Below are 23,041 nucleotides of genomic sequence, written 5' to 3'. Positions count from 1 at the left end.
AATAAAGGAGGCGAGCGCATGGCAAGCAACGGATTTATCGACAAGGCCCGCATCACAGTGCGGGCCGGCACAGGCGGCGGCGGCGCGGTGGCATTCCACCGGGAAAAATATGTGGCCGCAGGCGGCCCTGACGGCGGCGACGGCGGCCGGGGCGGCAACATCATTCTCCGGGTGGACGAGCATATGTCCACCTTGATGGACTTCCGCTACAAGCGCAAGTACACCGCGGAGAACGGAATGCCCGGACAGACCAAACGCTGTTCCGGCAAGGACGGCGGCGACCTCTTCATCCGGGTGCCCCGGGGCACCGTGGTGCGGGACACCGCCACCGGCGAGATCATCTGCGATATGGCGGGGCTGGACACCTTCGTCCTGGCCCGGGGCGGAAAGGGCGGCTGGGGCAACCAGCATTTTGCCACCCCCACCCGTCAGGTGCCCCACTTTGCCAAGGCCGGCCTCCCCGGCCAGGAGCGGGACGTGACACTGGAGCTGAAGCTCCTGGCGGACGTGGGCCTGGTGGGCTTCCCCAACGTGGGCAAATCCACCCTTCTGTCGGTGGTCACCCGGGCCCAGCCCAAGATCGCCAACTACCACTTCACCACCCTCTTCCCCAACTTGGGCGTGGTGGCGCTGGAGGAGGGGGTCTCCTTCGTGCTGGCCGACATCCCCGGCATCATCGAGGGGGCCGCCGAGGGCGCGGGCCTGGGCCACGACTTTCTGCGGCACATCGACCGCTGCCGGCTGCTCATCCACGTGGTGGACGTCTCAGGCAGCGAGGGCCGGGACCCGGTGGCCGACTTTGAGGCCATCAACGCCGAACTGGCCGAGTACAGCCCGGAGCTGGCCAAGCGCCCCATGCTGGTGGCGGGCAACAAGGTGGACATCACGGAGGATCGTACGGGGCTGGAGGCCCTCAAGGCCCATGTGGAAGCCCTGGGGCTCCCCTTCTTCGAGCTCTCCGCCGCCGCCCACCAGGGCACCCGGGAGCTGATGTACGCCGCCGCCGAGCGGCTGCGGGACCTGCCGCCCATCACGGTGTACGAGCCTACCTATGTGGAGCGGCCCCCCGAGGTGGATCTGTCCGCTCCACCCACCATCGAGGTGGTGGACGGCACCTGGGTGGTGGACGGACCGTGGCTGCGGCAGCTCATGGCCAACGTCAACTTCAACGACTACGAGTCCAAGAGTTGGTTCGACCGCCAGCTTCGTGCCTCCGGGCTTTTCGCCCGCATGGAGGAAATGGGCATCCAGGACGGAGACATCGTGTGTCTCTACAACCTGGAATTCGAATATCAGCGCTGACCACAGGACGAAAGTTCCCCCCAGCGCTCTTATCCAAAAAAGGAAGGCTGCATCGTTTCACAAAAGATGCAGCCTTCCTTTTTGCTGTGTTGATCCACCCGCCCGGGCAAAAAGACGGCGGCCGCAATGCTTGCGGCTGCCGTCCTTCAGTCTGTCTCAATTTCCGGAAGGTATTTGGGCGGCCTGTCAGCCCTTTAAAAATGTCTCTACCGGTGTGTAATCGGCGGCGATGACCAGCAGGACGGAGTTCCCCCGGGCCTGGGTGACCGCCCCCTCCAGCTTGGTCACCTCGTCAGGCTGATAGCTGGCCAGGGCCTCCTTCCGGTCGGCCACCCGGTTTTGCAGGGCGGTCAGAGCCGTCCCGGCGTCGTCATGGTTGGAGAACGTGAAGATGGCCAGTTCCTCAGCGGTGGCTCCGGTGGAGCCGTACACCGCGCAGTCGGACACCGTGGTTTCATCGATCCCATACAGAGTGCAGGCGATGTCCCGGTCGATCTCCTCCAGCCCGTCGGTAAAGGCCCCGGAATCCAGCAGCGTTTTGGCGTCGGCGGCGGGGTCAAAGGGAGTCTCTTCCTTGCCGCCGCAGGCCGCCAGGGAGAGGCAAAGCACCGCCGCCAGCAGGCCGGAAAGTATTTTTTTCATCGAAAACGCCCCTTTGTTATCAATTTTGTACTCCGGTATGGGTGGTGAGATAGTCCAGCCACTTGATGTAGCCCGACTTCTGAAAATGGACGCCGTCGGCAGAATCCTCCCGGGGGACCTCCCCGGTCTCGTCCACCAGAGCCTCGGACACATTGAGGAAGTAAACCTTCTTCTCCGCCGCCAGCTGCGCCAAGGCGGCATTGTAGGCGGTGATCCCCTCATTGGTGACGTAGTATGGAATGCCGTTGGCCTTGCACTTGGCGGTATTCACCGGAATAATGGACTGGATGTACACGACGGCGTCCGGCTGAAGCTCCCGCACCGCGTCGATGATCTGCCCGTAGGTGGACGCGAACCGCTCGGCGCTGAAATATCCCAGCTCATTGACCCCCAGGGAGATGTATACCTTCCCGTACTGCTTCCGCCCCAGCGCATCCAGAACGGAGATCTTTCCATTTCCGTCCCGGATCACTTTTTTCCCCTTGGTGATATCAAATGTGGTGATCCCGGTATAGTCCAGGAAGTCGCCCCCTGAGATGCCGCTGTACAGCTTAAAGCCGTCGGTGCGGGAGTCTCCGATAAACACGGCGTCGGCAAACCAATCCATCTCCACCTTCTCCCCTAAGGGGACCGGCTGGGTATAGTCCGGCTCCGGGGCAGGGGTCGGCGTTGGAGCGGGCGTTGGAGTCGGCTCAGGGGTCGGGGTGGGCGCCGGTAAGGCAGACACGGTGGGCTCCGGCCCGGATTCCGCCGCCTGCCCGGCGTCTCCCCCTCCCCGGGTCAAAACAAATAACAGCAACAGTGCCACGCAGGCTGCCAGTACCACCAGCAGCCAGCGCGGCGGACGGCTGCGGGTGGGTTTCTGTTCCACGCGTTGGGACAAAACGATTCCTCCTTTAAAGCTGTGCAAGAGGGATCCTCTCCCTCCCATTCTACGGTTTTGGCAAAAAATCAGACCCCCAGCAGCTCGGCCAGCCGGTCGAACCCGGGGACCTCATAGGTCGGACGGGCGGTTCCGGGGATGTTCCTCTTTCCCCGGGGATTGTACCAAATGCTGTCCAGTCCGGCATTGGCGGCGCCCTGGATGTCGCTGGAGAGGCTGTCTCCGATGACCAGCGCCTCCCAGGGTTCCGCGCCCAGCCCGTCCAGAACTTTTTCAAAATAGATCCGCTCCGGCTTGCGGCAGCCAAGCTCCCCGGAGATGTACACCCGCTCGCCGAACAACGGGGCCAGCGGGGATGCCTCCAGCCGCCGCCGCTGAACATAGGGCACGCCGTTGGTCACCAGCGCCAGGTCATACCGCTCCGCCAGCGCCCGGCAGAGGGCCTCCGCCCCCGGAAGCAGGACGCTCCCCTCGGCCAGCCGGTCCAGATAGGCCCGGTTCCACTCGGCTGGATCTCCCTGCCGCCCCTCTCCCTCCAGAAATCGGGCAAAGCGTTCCACCACCAGCTTTTCCTGGTCGATCTCCCCGCGGTCGAAGGACGCCCACAAAGCGGCGTTGACCGCCCGGTAACGGCCCTTGCTCTCCTCGTCGGCGGGAAGTCCGTAATGGAGAAGCGTACGGGTGATGGCAAACTCCTCGGCGGCGTCAAAGTCGAACAGAGTGTTGTCCGCGTCAAATAAAAGCCAGCGGTATCCGGTCACTGCCGTTCCTCCCTCTTCCGGGTCAGGGCCCGGCGATGATGATAGTTCCCCCACATCCGCACCGCGGAGGACACCAGCAGCACCCCCACCGCCAGCGCGCCGGCGATCCCCAGCGTCTGAAGAAAGGAGGAGAGGAACAGGGAAATCTCCCCGTTGATGGCGTGTTCCATGGTGTAGTAGATCCCGCCGCCGGGGACGAGCGGAAAGAAGGCCACCAGAAGATAGCCGGTGACCGGGCACTTGCGCACCCGGGCCATCCACTCGGAGTAAGCGGAAATGACGATAGCCGCCACAAAGGACTGGCTGATCTCGCTTTGCAGGATGGGGGCGGAGGCCAGATAGGCCAGCCAGCCCAGCGCCCCGCCGAAGGCGCAGATCAGGATGCCGCTGCCGTGGATATTGTAGATGACGGCAAACCCGCCGCTGGCCACAAAGGCGAAGAGCACTGGAAGCAGATAGGTTTTGACAAGCTCCATCCCTCTCACACCCCCCACAGAAAACGGGTGATCCCCAGGGCAAAGGCGGTCCCCAGGGCCACCGACACCCCGGTGAGCAGCGCGTCGGCGATCTTGCTGATCCCCGCGACCATATCCCCCGCCATCACGTCCCGGATGGCATTGGTGAAGATGATCCCCGGCACCAGCGCCATCAGTGCGCCGATAATGATCTTCTCGCTGTGCTGGCCCAGGCCGACATGGGTCAGGCCCAGCGCCAGCAGGGCGGAGATGGCTGCGCCGATCATGGATTTGAAGAAAAGGTTGGTTTTCAGCCAGGTCATGGCGGTGAGGGCAACCCCGATGGCCAGTCCGCACAGGCCGCCGCACAGGGCGTCCCGCAGGGTCCCGCCGAAAAAGAGGGTAAAGGCGGCGGAGGCCACCACATAGGCGGCCATCAGCACCGGCATGGCGTATTCCCTCCGGTGCCGGCCGATCCAGCGCAGCCGCTCCTCCGCCTCCGCCAGGGGCGCCGGCTCCCGGCACAGAGCCCGGCAGAGGTCGTTGTAGCGCTCCAGCAGATCCACATCGGTCCCGTGGGAGGGCATCCGCCGCACCCGGGTCATGGGCTCCCCCTCCGGAGTCACCATGCTGACGATGATACAGTTGGGAATGACAAAGGGATCCGCCTGGACCACTCCATAAGCATGGAGAAGACGCTGGATGGATTCCTCCACCCGGTAGATCTCCGCCCCGCTCTCCAGCAGGCCGTACCCCAGGTCGGTGGCCAGGGAGAGCAGCCGATCATAGTCCATGGATCCTCCGCCTTTCGATGAATCAGTGTATCGTATTTCGGCCTGCGCCGCAAGGGAAATACAAGGAAATTCAGGAAATGTTTATTCCTTCCGGGACAGAGCGGAGCGCTCCCGGGTCAGCTCCTCATAGAGCTGGGAAAACGTCCATCCGGCGTTCTCTCCCGTGAGCACCGCTTTCAGGCAGGTCCGGGGCAGGCCCAGCTTCCGCAGTGCCTGGAGCAGCCGGTCCAGCTGGGCGCTCCCCACACCGCAGAAGACCAGCACCGGCTCGGGCAGCGCCGGGTGCTCCCCGGCTCCCTCCGGGGCCTTGCGGCCCTCCGCCAGCGCCCCCACGGTGCGGCTTAGGTCGGCACGCTCCACCGCCCGAAAGCGCAGCCCCTGGACAGCGCAGATTTTCCGCAGTCCGGCACCCCAGGGCTGCGCCACCGGTTCATAGCACAACAAAGCTTGTTTCGGCATCCAAATGCCCCCTTATTTCGATTGTATTTATGGTATCACGGAACCCCGCCGGTGTCCAGAGAAAACACAAAAGGGGCGGCAGTCCGTTTCCGGACCACCGCCCTGCTTCTCTTATCGAGCGGCCCGATAGATGGCCGCCATATCCCCCTTCCGGAGCGTTTTTACCGCCCCCATCCGGCCGTGGACGGTGACAGCGCACTTTTCCGCCAGCTCCTCGATCTGCGCCTCGGTGGGCTCCACCCCCAGCTCCCGGAGGCTGGTGGGCATCCCGATGGAGCGGTAGTACCCCTCCATGGCCGCCACGCCCCGGAGGGCGGTCTCGGTATCGTCGGCCCCCGGCTCCACGCCCAGCACCTTTTCCGCAAACCGGGCGAACCGGGCCGGGTCGGCGTCCAGGACATACCGGGCCCAGCTCCCCCAGACAGCCGCCAGGCCCGCGCCGTGAGCCACGTCGAACAGCCCGCCCAGCTCGTGCTCCAGCTTGTGGCAGGACCAGTCCCCGCCGCCGGTGCCGCACCCGGTGAGGCCGTTGTGGGACAGGCTCCCCGCCCACATCACCTCAGCCCGGGCCGCGTAGTTGTCCGGCTCCCGCACCAGCACATGGGAGGCGTCGATCACCGTGCGCATCAGTCCCTCCGCCAGGGCGTCGGTGAGGGCCATGGGTTCGGCCTGGCCGTTGAAGTACCGCTCCATGGTGTGCATCAGGATATCGACGCACCCGCTGGCGGTCTGATAGGGGGGCAGCGTCATGGTGAGCTCGGGGTCCATGACGGCGAACCGGGGACGGCACAGATCGCTGGAGATCCCCCGCTTGACCCAGCCATCCTCATTGGTGATGACCGAGGAGTCGCTCATCTCGCTGCCGGCGGCGGCAATGGTGAGCACCGCTCCCACAGGCAGGCAGGCCGCGGGGGTACGCTTGAAGTCATAGAAATCCCACACGTCCCCTCCGTTGGCCACTCCGTAGCCGATGGCCTTGGCCGAGTCGATGACGCTGCCGCCGCCCACGGGCAGGAGAAAATCCACCCCTTCCCGGCGGCACAGCTCCACGCCCTCCCGCACCAGGGACAGCCGCGGGTTGGGCACCACGCCCCCCAGCTCCGCATAGCCCACGCCGGCGGCGGCGAGAGACTCCTTCACCCGATCCAGCACACCGGAGCGCTTCGCACTGCCCCCGCCGTAGTGGATAAGCACCTTCTTCGCCCCCTGGGCCTTCACCAGCTCTCCCGTCTGATCCAGTGTCCCACGGCCAAAAACCACACGGGTGGGGGTGTAATAGTTAAAATTCATCATATAATTTCCCTCGTTTTCTCTATAGGATGGAACGATTGTACCATATTCCCCTTGTATGAACAAGAAATTTTTCAAATATCATTGGATCAATTTTTCTGGTTTTTCCCGCTGCCTTGTGTTTGCTTCCTTTTCATAAAGTTCTTCATCACACAGACGGGCTGCGGCCGTCTCCCGGCGCCGACAGCCGGCCGAAATACCAGCCGGTGGCCCCGTCCTTTTTGGCCAGCGTCCCCCGGCTGGTGCGGCGGACGATGCTCAGCCGCTCTCCCGCCGTCACAGGAAGTCGGTAATCGGTGGAATCCTCACAGTAGACCCCTCCCTCATCCTCCCGGAGATAGCTGGTGAGAATATCCAATTCCCTTCCGCTCTCCAAGTGCCGGCAGCGGCAGAATTCCGTCCCCCGCTCCAGCACCTCCAGCCGGCTGCGGCCCCAGCGGATGTTGATGGGATCGGCGGAGGGGGCCTGAGGGTCCAGGGCGGTCATCACTTCGTTCCCGTCGTACGCAAGGTAGGAGAATTGTCCCCCCGGTTCCTCCGGGAGGATCAGGGCGTTGAGCTGTCCGTCCACCTTCAGGGTACAGCCGCCGTCGATGCTGGCGATGTGCCGGTCGGAGAGCAGGATGGGCTTGGCAGAGGGGATGTCCGGGTGATACAGCGTCACTGGCCAGTGACCCACCACCACCCAGCGCCGGAAGGAATGACCCTGGCCCAGAAAGTCATCGTTTTTCATGCACCCGTGGGCCTCCAGCTCCTCCAGGCGCTCCTCCCGGGGCACACCGCCGTGGACAAACAGGTAGTCGTCGTTCCGGTAGATGTGGGGCAGGCCCCGCAGGAAGTCCAGCTCCTCGGGGAAGGCGGCGGCGATGGCCCGCCGGGCCGCCGGGTAGTCGGACGGATCCTCAATGGCCGCCCCGGCGGCATGGGCCAGCTTCACTGCGGCGCACTTTTCCCCCCACGCGGCAAAATACCGGGGATAAAAGGCGGCGGGGATATGCCGTCCCCCGTCCACGAAGGCGGGGGTGATGTCGTCGCAGTTGCCCCTCAGGGTGTAGACCGTATACCGCCGGGAGAGCTCCATCACATAGTGCAGCGCCTCCAGCCCGCCCTCGGACTTCTCCAGAATGTCCCCCAGCAGGATGAGGATGTCGTCGGCGGAAAAGGCCGCTTTTTTCAGCAGCCCTTTGAAAAAGGGGAGATTGCCGTGGATATCGCTGATCACCAGGACCCGCCGCCCCGCCGGAAGGCGGATGGGCCGAACCTTTGCCTTCACACTCTCACCCCTGGCCGGGGGCCGGATCCCGGCTGGCTGCCAGCGCGCACCAGCCGTCCCGCTCCAGGCGGCGGAGGATGTGCAGGCCGTTCTTTTTCAACGCGCTCTCCACCTCGTCGGCCCGGGTGTCGATGATGCCGGAGCAGAGGAACGCGCCCCCGGGAGCCAGATAGCGGTCCACCTGGCCGGAGAGGGGAATGATGACGTCGGAGACGATGTTGGCCAGCACCACGGGATAGGGCCCGCTCTCCTCCAACTCCCGGACCAGTGTGCCGTCGGAGAGCACATCTCCAGCCCGGACGGTGTACCGGTCCCGGCCGATCCCGTTGAGGGCGGCGTTTTCATAGGCCACATCCACCGCCTTTGGGTCGATGTCCACGCCCACGGCGGAGGCAGCCCCCAGATCCATGGCGGCGATGGAGAGGATCCCGCTGCCGCAGCCCAGATCCAGCACCCGTTCGCCTCCGGCGATCCGCTCTTCCAGAAGGCCCAGGCAGAGCTGGGTGGAAGCGTGGGAGCCGGTGCCGAAAGTGAGTCCGGGATTCAGATAGACGGGCACCCGCCCGGCGGGGACCGGCTTGCCCCGCTCCCACTCGGGCACGATATACAGCCGCTCCCCCACCGTCATGGGCTGGTAGTATTTCTGCCAGCCGTAGGCCCAGTCCTCCTCCTTGAGAGAAGCGATGGTCCGCGGATTGTCGATCCCCGTCAGGGCCCGGTCCATCTGCGCCCGGCCGTCGGCGTCGTCGGTAACGTAAAACTTGATCCGGGCCACGCCCCGCATCCGCTCCAGCAGCTCGTCGTCCACATAGTCCCAGTATTGCCGGTTCTCCTCCAAAAAGTTCTTGAACTCCGCCTCACCCTCCAGGACCAGGCCCTCCGCCCCGTTCATGGTGAGTCGGGCCGCCAGCTCCTCCATCTGGGCATCGCTGGTCTCCACAGTCACTTCCAGCCAGTTCTCCATGCTCTCCTCCTGATTCAAAAGCGGCGGGGTCTCCCCTGCCGCCCTGGTAGAAACTCTGTTTTGATTGTACTGTATCCGCCCTGCGGTGTCAACGCCGGAGCGGGTAAAAAACGGGCCCTCCCCGTGGGGAGAGAGCCCGAAATTCATTTATCGCTCGGTGCCGATGAAGAAGAGCGCCACGCATCCGGGGCCCGTGTGGGCGCCGATCACCGGCCCGATCCGGTTGAGGAGGACTTCCTTTACCCCGTACTGGTCCCTGATCTGGTCGGCGATATACCGGGCGTCCTCCTCGCAGGCGCTGTGGCTGATGAGCATCCGCTCCTGGCCTGCGGGATCGATTCCCCTCTCACCCACCTGCTTGACCATGGCGTCCAGAGAGGCCTTCCGCCCCCGGGCCTTGGACACGTTGACCAGGTGCCCCTCATTGTCCATGTGGAGCACCGGCTTGATCTGAAGCATGGTGCCCACCACCGCGGTGGCGGCGGAGATCCGTCCGCCCCGTTTCAGATAGTGGAGATCGTTGACGGTGAACCAGTGACAGATGTGGAGCTTGTTGGCCTCGCACCAATCCCGCACCTCTTCGATGCTTGCCCCCGCCTTCTGCTTCTCCGCCGCATACCAGACCAGCAGGCCCTGGCCCAGGGAGGCGCATAGGGTATCTACCACCAGGATCTTTCGCTCAGGGAATCTCTCCGCCAGCTCCCCCGCCGCCAGCCGGGCAGACTGGCAGGTGGCGGACAGGCCGGAAGAAAACGCCAGGATCAAAGCGTCCCGGCCGCTCTCCAGCACCGGAGTCAAGAACTCCTCATATTGATGCTCATTGACGGCAGCGGTGGTGACCATCTCGCCCTCCGACATCAGCTGATAGAATTCGTGGGCCCCCATGTCCCGGTCATCGGGGTAATTTTTCAGCGTGGTCCCCCGAATGGTAAAGGTAAGAGGCAAAACCTCCACGCCGATTTCCTCCACCATCTGCTGATTCAGATCACAGGAAGAATCTGTGACAATAACATACTCACTCATGTTTTGGCTCCTTTCGGCCTTTTTTTGATTTGTCCGGCGCCGCAGACTGATTTTGGCGGATCAGATCGATGACCCGCTGGCAGGCCAGCCGGTCCGCATAGCTCTGAAGGGCCAGCGACAGGGCCAGCCCGGGCAGATCCTCTTCCGTGCAGTCGGTATCCAGCCGTCCGGCCGTATCCCTTAGTGCCAGATCCAGCTGCTTCAAAAACCGCCCGTACATCTCGCCGGTCTGTCCGTCGGCGTGGTCGGAGGCCAACAAACCCGCGTCCTTGACCGAGATGACCTGCTTGAGGGCACAGATGGCGGTGAGGTAGGCCAAATGGGTCTTTCCGTACCGCTTTCCCTCCGCCCGGGGCAGAAGTCCATCCTTGATATAGTTGTTCACCATGGCGGAGGTCAGCCGCTCCTCTTCGCCGTACTGGATCAGCTGCCGGGGCATATAGCCGATGACCTGATCCATGTATAGGCTGATGTCGGGCAGCGACTCCCAGTCAGACGGGCGCTGCGTCTCCATGCGCTGTTTCAGCTCTTCCAGTTGCTTCAACGGGATATTCCTCCTTGTGGTTTTAATAACGATGTTACGAAGTATTTAGACCTCCCGCTAATAATACCACAAAGCAGCGCTCTCTGCAGTATTTCTAAGCCGTTTTTTCTTTCTTTTTTGTGAAAATTGTTTCATTCAAATTTGCAGTTGAAAGGATGTGGCAACAGTGTGATTATACCACGTTACATCCGTTCTCGTAAAGTCGGAAATTCCTTTTATCCCAGCTTTTTCTGTCACATAACAAAATTATGGAGCTTTTCCTCCCTCTTTTTTATTGTGCCGCCCGATCCTCCATCCGCGGCACAAAAAGGATGCGCCGGAACCCCGGTACCGGGGCCCCGGCGCATCCTGAATGAATGGAAAAATCGATCTCTCAACAGAGGTTCTTGATGGCGGCCTGCGCCGTACATACCTTGTGTGTATAACGATGTACATTTTGAATTAGAGCTGCCCGGGCAGTTCAGCGACGCCAGGCTGTCCGGAAATGTCCTTCCTCGTCAACAAGAGATCCGAAGTGTAATCTGCTGTCCCTGGAACAGGCCGTGTATTACTGCTGGCCGGTCAAACCCAGGAAGGATCGTCGTCTGCGGAAAAATCCAGATATCATGCGAAACGGGAGTCAGACAAGCGGGGTGCCTCGCGAAACAAAGAAATTGAAATCTTTATGCACGACCATGCTGCCCACCAACCTCTTTTTGAGCCGACCATGAAAGGGAACAAGTAAGATTTTCATAAAGGGTCAACTTCATTTCCGCCCCTGCCGTTTGCTGCGTGAGAAGCCGAGGTTCTTTGTGGAAAGGGGGTAGACGGCAAATAGACCAAGGGGCGCGAGGACCGGACTGGCTACGGCCGCACCTGGGTTTACCCGGGACCGGGTTGCAGCAATCAAAAGATCTTTTTACCCGGTACCTGTTGACACAAAAAAATTTTTGAAATATACTTAACAAAGTTAACTAAAGAAGGGACTGCAATCTACATGGAGTGGACAGATATGGTGCATTATCAACAGAATCTGCAAAAGATCATGCGGTCCCTGCTTCCCGTACGGAAATCTGCGCTGACCGCCAGTGAATGCGAGCTCTTGGCGCATCTGTATTTGCAGCCGGAGCAAAATACACCCGTTTTACTCAGTCAGGGCAGCGGTATGAAAAAAGAGGCGGTGAGCCGTTGTCTGAAGGCACTCTACGAAAAAAGCTGCATACGCAAACAGCGGCAGACAACGGATGAGCGGAGCTATCAGTTGTCTATCACAGAAACCGGTCTTGTCGAATTGAAGAAGGGATATGAAAGTATTTTACAACCCTTCTATGATCTGTGGCGCAGTTCCGGTGAAGATTTTGAGGCATTTATGCATTACGCGGATAAACTGGCCGCACATATTGAGAAAGGACAGGAAAATACCCGTGACTATGAAGTTTTATAACGCGCTGCAGATGGATCCCGCCGTACTGAAACGGGAAATTGCCGCTTGTGAGACAAGACGGGAAAAAATATTTTACAGGGTTGCCATGGCAGTGCGCTCTGTGCTGATCGTGGCTTTTGCCATCGTGTTTATCAGCCTGCTATCTGGTATGTTCGGCGCTGACAACACCCCCCTGGCGGTGGCATTATTTTGCATGATGCTGGGCATCCGCTTTGTCAACTTTGAGTACTGTATTGGCGACTCTCTCATAACCCTGGCGGCGGTGCTGGCCATTCTGGTGCTGGCTCCCAGCGCGGCGATGGTGATCCCGCCGTTTTTTTTGGTTCCGCTGCATTTTGCAGCCTTTTTTGCCCTGCTCTGCATGACCACCCAGCGGCCTGAAATGGGAAACGGCGGCTTATACAGCTTTGCCTACATCTATCTGACAGGCAACCCGGTGGTTGGAGAGGCTCTCATTCGCCGTGGGCTGTTGGCTCTGGTGGGCTATTTGATCTGCGGCACGATCCTGTTCGCCAAGCACCGAAATCAGCACAAAACAACTCGTTTTGTCCAAGTGATGCGGAAATTTGATCTTTCCACGCCGATCCACCTGTGGCAGCTGCGTATGGCGCTTGGGGTGAGCCTGGTATTGGCAGCCGGACAGGTGTTTGAAGTGGAGCGGTTTATGTGGATGGGATTTGCCTGTGCATCGCTGCTGTCAGAATATCCTTATTCCGGAAATACGACCGCACGCTTCCGGCAGCGGATTGTGGGGGCGGTCGCGGGCTCCTGCGCGTTTTTTGTTTTTTATCTGGTGATCCCAGAAGCTTTCCAGCCGTTGATGGGTCCGTTGGGAGGGCTTTGTTTGGGCTTTTGCACCGATTATCGGTATAAGACGGCAATGAACTGCTTTGGCGCACTGATGCTGGGCGCCTGGATCTATGGACTCCAGGGAGCGGTGATCCTGCGGATCGTGGATACCGTCCTGGGCGTGATATTTGGCCTGGTATTCGCTTCGCTTTTTCACCGGCTGGCAGCGGTTAGAATTTTGCCCAAGCCGGAAGATGAGTAACGGATCATGAGCGGGGCGCCGGGTGCGCTTCAAACCGCGCCGCGGCCAGAAGAGCGGCGAGTGCGGACAAACTGTGTTTTTGCCCCAGGCGCCATTGTCGCGTTTTCGTACATACAGGCAAACCGCCCCGAAATCCCAACAAAAAACCCCCGTACATTCTCCAAATGGGAATGTACGGGGGTTTTGGCGTTGAGAGATAACCCTCTGCGGCCAAATCCTGCCATGACGAAAAAGCCTCGCAGCGTTTCGCGCCCGCAGGCGCGAAAGAGGCGGGATCCCTTTTCTGCCGCGGCTCGGCGGCGGACAGGCAGCAGGTGCCGGCCATCCCCAAGAGCAGCCGGGAACGGACTGCCCTTCTTTCCGCTTCTCAGCAGTTTTGCGGAAACTTTACAAAACCGTGGTGACGGATTTTGAGGTTTTCTGCCTATAATAAATCGACAGGATTCAGGCATCCGGCCTCATCATGGGTGTTGTGCCGCTGATGGGGCCCCTCGCAAGATATTCCTTTACAGTAAAAGTAAACCTGTCCCAATCCCAAGAAGCGCATGGGTTGAAAGGGGAGATTACCGGGGAAACGGCATATATGCTCCGTTTCAAAACAAATTTCATGCAGCACACCAACCGCTTTACAAATTTTGTTTTAGGAGAAAGTTTATGCGAAGGATCTTGAAGCAAACTGCCAGCATGCTGTGTTCCATGGCGCTGGCCCTCTCCCTTCTGCCTGTCAGCGCGGCGGCAAAGGGCGCGGTCACCATCACCGGGAACAACAAGCTGATCCAGAACCTTGACAGCAACGTCACCATCGATTTGGGCGATCCCACGGTCAGCGGCGAAAAAACTGTCACCATTTCCGACTATATGGACACCCTCCCGGAAAACTATGTCTCCAATGGCTTGGTCCTCCGGCTGGACGGCATCGAAACCGGTGACAAGGCCAAAGACGGCCTGTGGCAGAACCTCGCCAAGAAGGATGAGTACATTACCCTGAACGACGAGAGACTCCCCCGGACCTCCGGCGACCATACCGTTGGCCCCAACGCCTTCAATGACAAATATATGCACCTGAACCACAGCAAGATCTACCTGCCCTCCCACATCGCCGATGTCCTGAATACCGGTGCCTACACGGTGGAGTACCTGATCGACGAGGACGGCTACAACGGCCTGAACGAGGCTTATGCCGCCCTGCTCACCGTAGATGAGGGCGCTGACAAATTCAGCATCTTCTCCCGCGGCAACGGCAAGCTGGAGGTCAAGGTGGCGGGCAACAGTGCCGCTGACCGCCTGACGCCCGCCGCCGCCAACGGCGTGGGTGTTCCGGCCGCCTTCGTGCATGAGTACAACGACACCACGAAGCGCAGCTCCTGGTATGCCAACGGCAAGCTGACCGACACCATCGCGGCCAATGCCCAGTCCTCCGGCGTGAAGCAGCCCATCTTGGGCGGCCGCTTGGGCGGCAACGACTACACCACCAACGCCAAGTTCTACTCCGTCCGCATCTATAACCGCGCCCTGACCGCGGCGGAGCTGAGCGCCAACGCCATCCTGGACAACAGCCGCTTCTTTGGGAACCCCCCCGCGGCCCCCTCCATCTCCGTCGGCGGCACCGATCTGGAAACGGACGGCTCCACTCAGATCACCCTGACCTTTGACAAGGGTGTGGCCACCCTGCCCGTCAAGAGCGCCGCCATCGGTGAGCAGAAGGTCACCGTCACTGTGGACGGCTATGATGCCCAGAACGTCACCCTGACCGCCAACACCCTGATGCACGCCATGGTGGACGAGATCCCCGCTGAGGTCACTGTGAACGTCTCCGCCAGCGCCAGCGACCATGTCATCTCCGGCGCTGTGGCCGAACAGGTCTACAAAGCCCTGGAGGGCACCCAGTTCGACAAGGGCAAAGGTGTTGTCCGCGTGCTGGGCAGCGAGAGTGCCGGCTTCCAGGTCCTCCTGATGATCGACGGCCAAAGCAGCCCCGCCAAGAAGATCTCCGTCAAAGTCAACCGCGCCGAAGCCACCGCGCGGGACACCCTCAAACCCTTCTTCCAGAAGGTCATGCACGGCACCTTCGACTTTGCTGCCAAGGCCGACGTCACCGCCGAGAACATCAAGACCCAGGTGGACGCCCTCATCGGCGACGAGACCGTCACCTCCGCCGTGGCCTGGAGCGATACCGACAAGGTCTGGAAGCTGACCCTCACCCAGGACGATGCCTCCCACACCGAGAACCTATACATCAACAGCGACGTCTCTATCAGCTTTGAAGACGGCGAATTCATGGAATACCTCAAGACGGAGCTGACCGATGACAACAGCGCCTACATCGGCAACGGCGGCCTCTTTATGGGCGGCACCGCGGACAGCACTTATGATCAGGTGCAGCTGCCCGTGTGGTACTACGGCGTGGATCAGATGGTCATTGAGACCGAACTCCAGCTCTCCGCCGCCTCCAGCAACGCGCGCTGGCTGGCCATCGGCTACGGCATGAAGCCAGACAGCGATTCCAGCAATACCCGCGGCGTCACCTACAACCATATGTGCCTCCGTCAGAACGCCGCCGCCTCCAACGGCGTGGAGTTTGCCAAGTGGCTGGGCTCCTGGACCACCCAGACCGCCGCTTACAAGGAGGCCCTGGATCCCGCCAAGACCTACAAGGCCACCATCCTGTACAAGAACGGCCGGATCTATGAGTACATCAACGACGAGCTGATCCTGACCTACCTCGGCATGTCCATGGAGGAATTCGCCGGCAAGATGATCTTCAACTTCCGTCAGTTGAACTTTGACGTGAAGAGCATCAAGGTCTCCAGCACCCTCCCCGACCTGCCCACCAAACCTGCTGAGCCGGAGATGAAGGCCAATGGCTATGACACCGCTGTCTACGAGCCTGTCACCGGTCTGAAAATGTCCCCTACCATCGTCTCCACGGAGAGCACCTCCGCCGCTGAGGTCGCCGCGGCCGGCCGCCGTCCCGCCACCCTGGTCCGTACCGTCAACGCCGACGGAACCATTACCGAGAACGGCAAAAATCTGTCCCCCAAGGCCTATAAGGAGCTGCTGAACAAGAAGGTCCTGGCCGGCTTCCGCGTGGAGGACGCCTCTGCCGCCGCCGCTTTCAGCACTTCTGTGACCACCGACGGCGTGGTGGATGTGAACGTCATCTCCTCCAGCCCCGAGGTGCTCAAGGCCGCCAAGGTCGGCGAGACCGCCGGCGTCCGCGGCGTGCTGGACTTCACCGCCAAGATGCCCGAAAAGGACATCACCGTTGTGCACGAGACCTGCAAGGCCAACTGCCGTATTGCTCTGCTGGATAAGAAGGACGCCGACCGCGTCACGGTCACCTACATCCAGGATCACGGCGTCACCGTCTGGGTGCAGTGCGATGCCGACGAGGTCTATGACGCCATTCTCTCCGGTGCGGACGGCATCGTGGTGAACGATTCCACCGCCGCCCTGGACGCCATCGAGTCCTTCTCCGAGGAGGACGCTGTCCTGACCCGCAAGACCGTGGTCGTCGCCCACCGCGGCTTCCACAGCAACGCGCCCGACCCCTACACCGCCGTGGAGAACACCGAGCGCTCCGTCGCCAACGCCGTGATCTTCGGCGCGGACGGCGCCGAGTGCGACGTTGACCTCACCAAAGACAAGGTCGTCGTTCTCAACCACGACAGCACCACCGGCCGTCTGATGGACAAGGATCTCTCCATCACCGGAAGCACCTTTGATCAGCTGCGCGCGCTGAAGTTCAAGGCGTCCTATGCCAAGGACACCGACCGCATCCCCACTCTGAAGGAGCTGTTCGACGCCGCGATCAACGCCCTCCCCGATGACGATAACGGCCTCAACCACGTCATCGAGATCAAGGGCTCCAGCTACGGCATTACTGAATACATGCGCAAGGACATTTTCGACAACGGCCTGGACGACCGCATCCTCTTCATTTCCTTCAACAACGAGCTGATCAAGGAGCTACGCCAGAACATCCCCGAGATGACCGTCGGTGAGCTCTCCTCCCAGAGCGCCAAGGCCGACGACAACGCCACCAACCTGGCGCAGATCTCCAGCGTTCTGGATCCCCTCAACGCCTGGTACAACCCCAACAGCGGCGTCGTCAACGATTCCCTGACCCGTGCCGCCCGCCATCGCGGATTGTATGTCCATCCGTGGACCGTCAACGGTAAGGGTGAATTTGAGGCTCTGTATTTCGAGGGTTATCACGGCATCACCACCGACCGCACCGACTACCCCGGCGACTACCTCATCGGCGTCAGCGCCAGCATGGCCGCTGACACCGCCCGGATCGGTGCGGAAAATGCCATTGCTCCCACCGTCACCACCGACACCCGTCTGACTGTGGGCGCAGCGCTGACCGGCACTCCCGTCCTGATGAACCTCAACGACGGCACCACCACCGCCAAGCTGACCAGTGACGGCAAGGTCTACGCTGAGACCGCCGGAACCGCCAGATTCGTTCTGGGCACCAGCTATACCCTGCCCCAGACCAAGCAGACCTACACCATGTACTCCGAGCCCCTGACCGTCACCTTCACCGGCGGCAGCAGTTCCGGCGGTTCTTCTTCCGGCAGTTCCTCTTCCAGCCGTCCCTCTTCCAGCCGTCCCTCTTCCAGCCGTCCCTCTTCCGGCAGTTCCAGCGATAAACCCGAGATGGGGTCTGCCGAAGCGATCAACCTGCCCTTCTACGATGTGCCCGCGAACGCATACTACGCCGATGCTGTCCGTTGGGCCTACCTGAACAACGTGACTGTCGGCACCAACGCTACCACCTTCAGCCCCGATGCTACCTGTACCCGCGCCGAGATGGTGACGTTCCTGTGGCGTGCCGCCGGCTCTCCCAAGCCTGCCGCTGCGACGTGTGCGTTCACTGACGTGAGCATGGACAGCTACTACGTCAATGCCGTTCTGTGGGCAGTTGAGAAGGGCATCACCAGCGGCACCGCCGCTGCTACCTTCAGCCCCAACGCTACCTGCACCCGCGCCCAGATGGCTACCTTCCTCTGCCGCATGGCGAATGGTACGCCTTCCGGCAGTGCCGCCTTCACTGACGTCCCTGCCGATGCTTATTACGCTGCGGCAGTCCAGTGGGCTGCGGAGAACGGCATTACCAACGGCATTGGTGCCACCTCTTTCGCCCCCAACGCCGCCTGCACCCGTGCGCAGATGGTCACCTTCTTGTATCGTTACCTGGGTAAATAACCCGGATTAAAGCGAACACAGCGGACATCTGGCCAGGAAACAAGGCGGGAGCATGGTTAAGATGCTCCCGCCTTGTACATTTTCATGCCCAAAATCACGGAACTGGCTGCTGTGAAAACGGCAGCGGGCATGGACAAAATGTATTTTTGAACCAGAATACATTTTTGCGTTTTCATACATACATGTAAAACAGCCCGAAATACCAACAAAAAACCCCCGCACATTGCCCAATTGGGAATGTACGGGGGTTTTGGCGTTTAGATCGTAACCGCCACGGCCAAATCATGCCATTTTGACGGCTTTAGGCCGTCTCCATGGGATTGATGGAAGGTTTGCGCCTCGTCAAATCCAATGGTGAATGACAGCAGCTTTACTTGCGGGGATTCTTGATCGCAGCCTGCGCGGCGGCCAGACGGGCGATGGGGACCCGGAAGGGGGAGCAGGACACGTAGTCCAGCCCGGCGTTGTGGCAGAACTCCACGCTGCTGGGGTCTCCTCCGTGCTCGCCGCAGATGCCCAGGTGAATGTTGGGCCGGGTCGCGCGACCGGCCTTCACCGCCATCTCCACCAGCTTGCCCACGCCGTTTTGATCCAGATGGGCAAAGGGATCGGACTCGTAGATCTTATTGTCGTAGTAATAGCCCAGGAATTTGCCCGCGTCGTCGCGGCTGAAGCCGAAGGTCATCTGGGTCAGGTCGTTGGTGCCGAAGGAGAAGAACTCGGCCTCCCTGGCGATCTCACCGGCGGTGAGGGCGGCCCGCGGTACCTCGATCATGGTGCCCACCTGATAATCCATCTGGATGCCGGCCGCGGCAATGAGCCGGTCGGCGGTGGCGGTGACCACGTTCTTGACATACTCCAGCTCCTTGACCTCACCCACCAGCGGGATCATAATGTTGGGCTCGATGTCGTACTGGCCCTTCTGAGTGATGCGGATGGCGGCCTTGATCACGGCCGTGGTCTGCATCTCGGCGATCTCCGGGTAGGAGACGGCCAGACGGCAGCCCCGGTGACCCATCATGGGGTTGGTCTCGTGGAGCCGTCTCAGGGCCTCACGGATGCGGTGCGTGCTGCAGCCCACGTCCTTGGCCAGGACCTCGATCTCCTCGGGCTTGGTGGGCAGGAACTCATGGAGGGGGGGATCCAGGAAACGGATGATGACCGGGCGGCCCTCCATGGCCTCGTAAATGCCCTCAAAGTCGCTCTGCTGATAGGGCAGCAGCTTGGCCAGGGCACGTTTCCGATCCTCTACCGTGTCGGAGAGGATCATCTCCCGGATGGCCATGATGCGCTCGCCCTCGAAGAACATATGCTCGGTACGGCAAAGGCCGATGCCCTGGGCGCCGAAGACCCGGCCCTGCTTGGCGTCTCTGGGGTTGTCGGCGTTGGTGTAGACCTCCATCTGGCGATACTTGTCGGCCCAGCTCATAAAGCGCCCGAAGTCGCCGGAGATGGCGGCGGGGGCGGTGGGAATGGAGCCCAGGTAGATGTTTCCGGTGGTGCCGTCGATGGAAATGTAGTCCCCCTCGCGGACCACGTTGTCCGCCAGCGTGAAGAAGCGCTTGTCATAGTCCACGGCGATCTCGCCGCAGCCGGAGACGCAGCAGGTGCCCATGCCGCGGGCCACCACGGCCGCGTGTGAGGTCATGCCGCCCCGGACGGTGAGGATGCCCTCGGAGACCTGCATGCCCTCGATGTCCTCAGGAGAGGTCTCCAGACGGACGAGGACCACCTTCTCGCCCCGTCCATGCCACTCCTTGGCATCCTCGGCGGAGAAGACCACCTTGCCGCAGGCGGCGCCGGGAGAGGCGGCCAGGCCCTTGCCCACCGGCTTGACCTTGGCCAGCGCAGCGGCGTCGAACTGGGGATGGAGCAGGGCATCCAGCTGCTTGGGCTCCACCCGCAGGACGGCCTCCTTCTGGTCGATCATGCCCTCGTCCACCAGGTCCACAGCCACCTTCAGGGCGGCGGCGGCGGTACGCTTTCCGTTGCGGGTCTGGAGCATGTAGAGCTTGCCGTTTTCGATGGTAAACTCCATGTCCTGCATGTCCCTGTAGTGCTTCTCCAGCCGGTCTGCGATCTGAGAGAACTCCTCGTAGACCTCGGGCATCTCCTTCTTCAGCCGGGAGATGGGGGAGGGGGTCCGGACACCAGCCACCACGTCTTCGCCCTGGGCGTTGATGAGGTACTCGCCGAACAGGGCCTTCTCGCCGGTGGCGGGGTTGCGGGTAAAGGCCACACCGGTGCCGGAGTGGTTGCCGGAGTTGCCGAACACCATGGACTGGACGTTGACGGCGGTGCCCCAGTCGTAGGGGATCTCGTTCATGCGGCGGTAGACGTTGGCGCGGGGGTTGTCCCAGGAGCGGAACACCGCGCGCACCGCCTCGATGAGCTGGGTCTTGGGGTCCTGGGGAAAGTCCACGCCCTTTTCGGACTCGTAAAAGACCTTGAACCGCCGGACCAGGTCCTTCATGTCCTCGGTGTCCAGCTCAATGTCCTGTTTGACGCCCTTTTCCGCCTTCTTGGCGTCGATGATCTCCTCAAAGCGCTTCTTGGGGAGCTCCATCACCACGTCGGAGAACATCTGGATGAACCGCCGGTAGGAGTCGTAAGCAAAACGGGGGTTCTGGGTAAATTCTGCAAAGCCCACCACCACCTCGTCGTTGAGGCCCAGGTTCAGGATGGTGTCCATCATGCCGGGCATGGAGGCCCGGGCGCCGGAGCGAACGGAGACCAGCAGGGGGTTAGAGGAATCACCGAATTTCTTTCCGGTCTCCTCCTCCAGCCAGCTCAGATACTCCATGATCTCTTCCCGAATCTCAGGGGCGATGGTGCGCCCGTCGTCGTAATAGCGGGTACACGCCTCGGTCGTTATGGTAAAGCCCTGTGGGACAGGCATGCCGGCCCTGGTCATTTCAGCCAGGTTGGCGCCCTTGCCTCCCAGCAACTCTCGCATATCCTTGTTGCCTTCGGAAAATTTGTAGACATACTTGGTCTTTGACATGGGACAGTCCTCCTTGTTTTTCAGTCGGCAGAAACCAGGCGAAGCTGTTTTTATTATAGCATTCCACCGAAGAAAAGCAAGTGACCTTCCCTCTCTTTTAGTAAACTTCTTGTTCCGGTTTTTTGTGCTGTTTTCACAATTTTTCCTTTTTATTCCGATGTCTGGAAAGGGTTCAGCCACTCGCGGGCAGACCGGTTCATCTCCAGAGAAAAGTCCGCGTGGTACTTACGGGTACAAAAGGCATCCATCCAAGCTTCAAAGCTCTGCTGCCCGGTCCTGCCCTCAAACATGGTCCGCAGCTCGTTCCCGTTTAAGCGGCGGTAACGGTCCCGGCTGACCAGATACTGCGCTGCGAACCGCTCCGGCTTTCTGCGCTCCCGCTGCTAAAGGGTGGGCCATCCCATCACCAGCATGGCGGCAGGCACGGCATATTCCGGCATCCCCAGCAGCTCCTTCACCCGTTCCCGGTGCTCCAGAACGTCCCCGATATAACAGGAACCCAGGCCCAGGCTCTCCGCGGCCACCACGGTATTCTGCGCGGCGATCACCGCGTCGGCCACCGCCAGCAGCAGATCCCCCGCGCCGGGCCTTCTGGGTGCGAGGCCGGCCTCCTCATAGGCATCCAGCGTCACGGCGTCTTGGTCACGGAGAGCACAAATAGCTGGTTCCCCTCAACCCGAAAGCTCACCTCCAGACCCGCAAAGCTCATTCCATAGATCCTGGCGGGATCGTCCTGATAGGATGGGCGGGGATCGCAGGCCAAAACCCCCTGCAAGGCCTCTCGGCGATTCTGTGGAACCAACTCCAGCAGTGGGGGCGGAAAGGAGACCTCCAGCTGTCTGATGGGTGCGGGGGCAAATCCCTCTTTTGCTTCCGGGTGGCAGTCAGCATAGGGCACATAAGGCTTTATGTCAAAAATGGGGGTCCCGTCCATCAGATCTGCTCCAGATACATGGAGCACCGGCCCTTCCGGTGTGTTAAGCTCCACCCCTTCCAGTTTTACGCAGGACAGGCCCAGAGGATTGGGCCGAAACGGGGACCGTGTGGCAAACACCCCGACCCGGGTATTTCCTCCCAGCCGCGGCGGCCGCACGGTCGGCGACCACTCTTTTCTGACTGCGGCGGAGAATTCCCAAATCAGCCACAGATGCGAAAACCCTTCGATCCCACGCAGAGCATCAGGGTTCCGAAATTCCGGTTCGAACACAATCGTGCTGTTTAACTCGGTCACCAGTCCGCTCTGACGGGGGATTCCAAATTTGCTGGGAAAATCGCTCCGCATCCGGGCCACCGTCCGAAATGCCATCTCTCCCCTCATGCTTCCATCTCCCTTCCCGAAAAGTCAGATAACAAAAAAACCTTGTAACCAAACGGTTACAAGGTTTTTCATGGAGCTGCTACCCAGATTCGAACTGGGGACCTCATCCTTACCAAGGATGCGCTCTACCAACTGAGCTATAGCAGCGCGTCAGGCGCGGTTGCGCCCAACAGATGGCGACGCGGATGGGACTTGAACCCACGACCTCCGGCGTGACAGGCCGGCGTTCTAACCAACTGAACTACCGCGCCATCTTTTCTATATGGCATGCGGAAAACCGCTTGTACCCTGGCAGGGGCAGAAGGACTCGAACCCTCGGCACGCGGTTTTGGAGACCGCTGCTCTACCAACTGAGCTATACCCCTATATGGTGGGCCTTCGGGGACTCGAACCCAGGACCGACCGGTTATGAGCCGGCTGCTCTAACCAACTGAGCTAAAGGCCCGTCTCGCCGCCTATCCTCTGGGAAATAAGGAGCACGGCCTGCCGTCGCAGCACAGCGGCGGCAAGCCGCGTTTTTGGCTCCCCAAGTTGGACTCGAACCAACGACCCTGCGATTAACAGTCGCATGCTCTACCGACTGAGCTATTGAGGAATATAGAAGAGGATCTGGCCTGGTCATAGGCCAGACCCTCTCTCTC

18 protein-coding genes and 5 tRNA genes are annotated in these 23,041 nt (G+C 60.9%); 4 read left to right on the top strand and 19 right to left on the bottom strand.

The genetic code is table 11. From position 1 onward, the window contains the following. Nucleotides 1-18 precede the first annotated feature (18 nt). The gene (obgE, locus tag ACQRD3_RS04405) at nt 19-1,302 is read left to right on the top strand and encodes a GTPase ObgE (RefSeq protein ID WP_080906475.1); all 1,284 of its coding nucleotides are present in this window, start codon (nt 19-21) and stop codon (nt 1,300-1,302) included. A gap of 186 nt (nt 1,303-1,488) precedes the next feature. Here the strand turns inward: obgE and ACQRD3_RS04400 are convergent, their stop codons facing one another. The 11 genes from ACQRD3_RS04400 to ACQRD3_RS04350 form a co-directional block, all read right to left on the bottom strand. Continuing rightward, nucleotides 1,489-1,944 (bottom strand): DUF4358 domain-containing protein, encoded by a 456-nt coding sequence (locus ACQRD3_RS04400; RefSeq protein ID WP_080906476.1) that lies wholly within the window; start codon nt 1,942-1,944, stop codon nt 1,489-1,491. 19 nt (nt 1,945-1,963) lie between these two features. Further along, nucleotides 1,964-2,815, bottom strand: coding sequence for a GDSL-type esterase/lipase family protein (locus tag ACQRD3_RS04395; RefSeq protein ID WP_427780090.1), 852 nt, complete (start codon nt 2,813-2,815; stop codon nt 1,964-1,966). A gap of 80 nt (nt 2,816-2,895) precedes the next feature. Then, nucleotides 2,896-3,588 carry a YjjG family noncanonical pyrimidine nucleotidase gene (locus ACQRD3_RS04390; protein ID WP_427780088.1) on the bottom strand — a complete coding sequence of 231 codons (693 nt, stop codon included), beginning with the start codon at nt 3,586-3,588 and terminating at the stop codon, nt 2,896-2,898. Then, nucleotides 3,585-4,064, bottom strand: a complete 480-nt coding sequence (locus ACQRD3_RS04385; RefSeq protein ID WP_080906479.1) for a threonine/serine exporter family protein — start codon at nt 4,062-4,064, stop codon at nt 3,585-3,587. Before ACQRD3_RS04385 ends, ACQRD3_RS04390 begins: the two co-directional genes overlap by 4 nt. 5 nt (nt 4,065-4,069) lie before the next feature. Next, entirely contained in the window at nt 4,070-4,837 is a 768-nt protein-coding gene (locus tag ACQRD3_RS04380; protein WP_080906480.1) for a threonine/serine exporter family protein, read from the bottom strand. Nucleotides 4,838-4,918: 81 nt separating this feature from the next. Then, nucleotides 4,919-5,296, bottom strand: a complete 378-nt coding sequence (locus ACQRD3_RS04375; protein WP_080906481.1) for a DUF3783 domain-containing protein — start codon at nt 5,294-5,296, stop codon at nt 4,919-4,921. 111 nt (nt 5,297-5,407) lie between these two features. Continuing rightward, nucleotides 5,408-6,589, bottom strand: a complete 1,182-nt coding sequence (locus tag ACQRD3_RS04370; RefSeq protein WP_427780087.1) for an iron-containing alcohol dehydrogenase — start codon at nt 6,587-6,589, stop codon at nt 5,408-5,410. A 145-nt stretch (nt 6,590-6,734) separates the two neighbouring features. Continuing rightward, nucleotides 6,735-7,859 carry a metallophosphoesterase gene (locus tag ACQRD3_RS04365; protein ID WP_427780086.1) on the bottom strand — a complete coding sequence of 375 codons (1,125 nt, stop codon included), beginning with the start codon at nt 7,857-7,859 and terminating at the stop codon, nt 6,735-6,737. Nucleotides 7,860-7,863: 4 nt separating this feature from the next. Next, nucleotides 7,864-8,823 (bottom strand): 50S ribosomal protein L11 methyltransferase, encoded by a 960-nt coding sequence (gene prmA, locus ACQRD3_RS04360; protein WP_427780084.1) that lies wholly within the window; start codon nt 8,821-8,823, stop codon nt 7,864-7,866. Nucleotides 8,824-8,970: 147 nt separating this feature from the next. After that, on the bottom strand, nt 8,971-9,846 hold the full coding sequence (locus tag ACQRD3_RS04355; protein WP_080906485.1) for a DegV family protein: 876 nt from the start codon (nt 9,844-9,846) through the stop codon (nt 8,971-8,973). Beyond that, nucleotides 9,839-10,390: a DUF1836 domain-containing protein gene (locus ACQRD3_RS04350; RefSeq protein WP_080906486.1), complete on the bottom strand. Its 552-nt coding sequence runs from the start codon at nt 10,388-10,390 to the stop codon at nt 9,839-9,841. The genes ACQRD3_RS04355 and ACQRD3_RS04350 overlap by 8 nt, the downstream gene beginning before the upstream one ends. A gap of 976 nt (nt 10,391-11,366) precedes the next feature. Here ACQRD3_RS04350 and ACQRD3_RS04345 point away from each other — a divergent pair. The 3 genes from ACQRD3_RS04345 to ACQRD3_RS04335 all read left to right on the top strand — a co-directional run bounded on the left by ACQRD3_RS04345 (nt 11,367) and on the right by ACQRD3_RS04335 (nt 18,078). Further along, the gene (locus ACQRD3_RS04345; RefSeq protein ID WP_080906487.1) at nt 11,367-11,813 is read left to right on the top strand and encodes a MarR family transcriptional regulator; all 447 of its coding nucleotides are present in this window, start codon (nt 11,367-11,369) and stop codon (nt 11,811-11,813) included. Next, nucleotides 11,800-12,864: an FUSC family protein gene (locus ACQRD3_RS04340; protein ID WP_427780082.1), complete on the top strand. Its 1,065-nt coding sequence runs from the start codon at nt 11,800-11,802 to the stop codon at nt 12,862-12,864. Before ACQRD3_RS04345 ends, ACQRD3_RS04340 begins: the two co-directional genes overlap by 14 nt. A 654-nt stretch (nt 12,865-13,518) precedes the next feature. Further along, on the top strand, nt 13,519-18,078 hold the full coding sequence (locus ACQRD3_RS04335; RefSeq protein WP_427780080.1) for a glycerophosphodiester phosphodiesterase family protein: 4,560 nt from the start codon (nt 13,519-13,521) through the stop codon (nt 18,076-18,078). A 370-nt stretch (nt 18,079-18,448) separates the two neighbouring features. Here the strand turns inward: ACQRD3_RS04335 and ppdK are convergent, their stop codons facing one another. The 8 genes from ppdK to ACQRD3_RS04295 form a co-directional block, all read right to left on the bottom strand. Beyond that, entirely contained in the window at nt 18,449-21,082 is a 2,634-nt protein-coding gene (ppdK, locus tag ACQRD3_RS04330; RefSeq protein WP_427780078.1) for a pyruvate, phosphate dikinase, read from the bottom strand. Nucleotides 21,083-21,465: 383 nt separating this feature from the next. Next, entirely contained in the window at nt 21,466-21,714 is a 249-nt protein-coding gene (locus tag ACQRD3_RS04325; protein WP_427780076.1) for a nitroreductase family protein, read from the bottom strand. Then, nucleotides 21,711-22,400: a tRNA (N6-threonylcarbamoyladenosine(37)-N6)-methyltransferase TrmO gene (gene tsaA / locus ACQRD3_RS04320; RefSeq protein ID WP_427780075.1), complete on the bottom strand. Its 690-nt coding sequence runs from the start codon at nt 22,398-22,400 to the stop codon at nt 21,711-21,713. Before tsaA ends, ACQRD3_RS04325 begins: the two co-directional genes overlap by 4 nt. 71 nt (nt 22,401-22,471) lie before the next feature. After that, nucleotides 22,472-22,547 (bottom strand) — tRNA-Thr (locus tag ACQRD3_RS04315). A 27-nt stretch (nt 22,548-22,574) separates the two neighbouring features. Further along, nucleotides 22,575-22,651, bottom strand: a tRNA-Asp gene (locus ACQRD3_RS04310). Between the two features lie 38 nt (nt 22,652-22,689). Beyond that, a tRNA-Trp gene (locus ACQRD3_RS04305) sits at nt 22,690-22,765 on the bottom strand. A gap of 3 nt (nt 22,766-22,768) precedes the next feature. Next, a tRNA-Ile gene (locus ACQRD3_RS04300) sits at nt 22,769-22,845 on the bottom strand. 74 nt (nt 22,846-22,919) lie between these two features. Continuing rightward, nucleotides 22,920-22,995: transfer RNA gene (locus tag ACQRD3_RS04295), tRNA-Asn, on the bottom strand. Between the last annotated feature and the right edge of the window lie 46 nt (nt 22,996-23,041).

The organism is Candidatus Pseudoscillospira sp. SGI.172, from assembly GCF_050313575.1.
Taxonomy (GTDB): Bacteria; Bacillota; Clostridia; order Oscillospirales; family Oscillospiraceae; genus Vermiculatibacterium.
The sequence above is the reverse complement of the archived record's forward strand: the minus strand, read 5'-3'. Positions and strand labels throughout refer to the sequence as shown.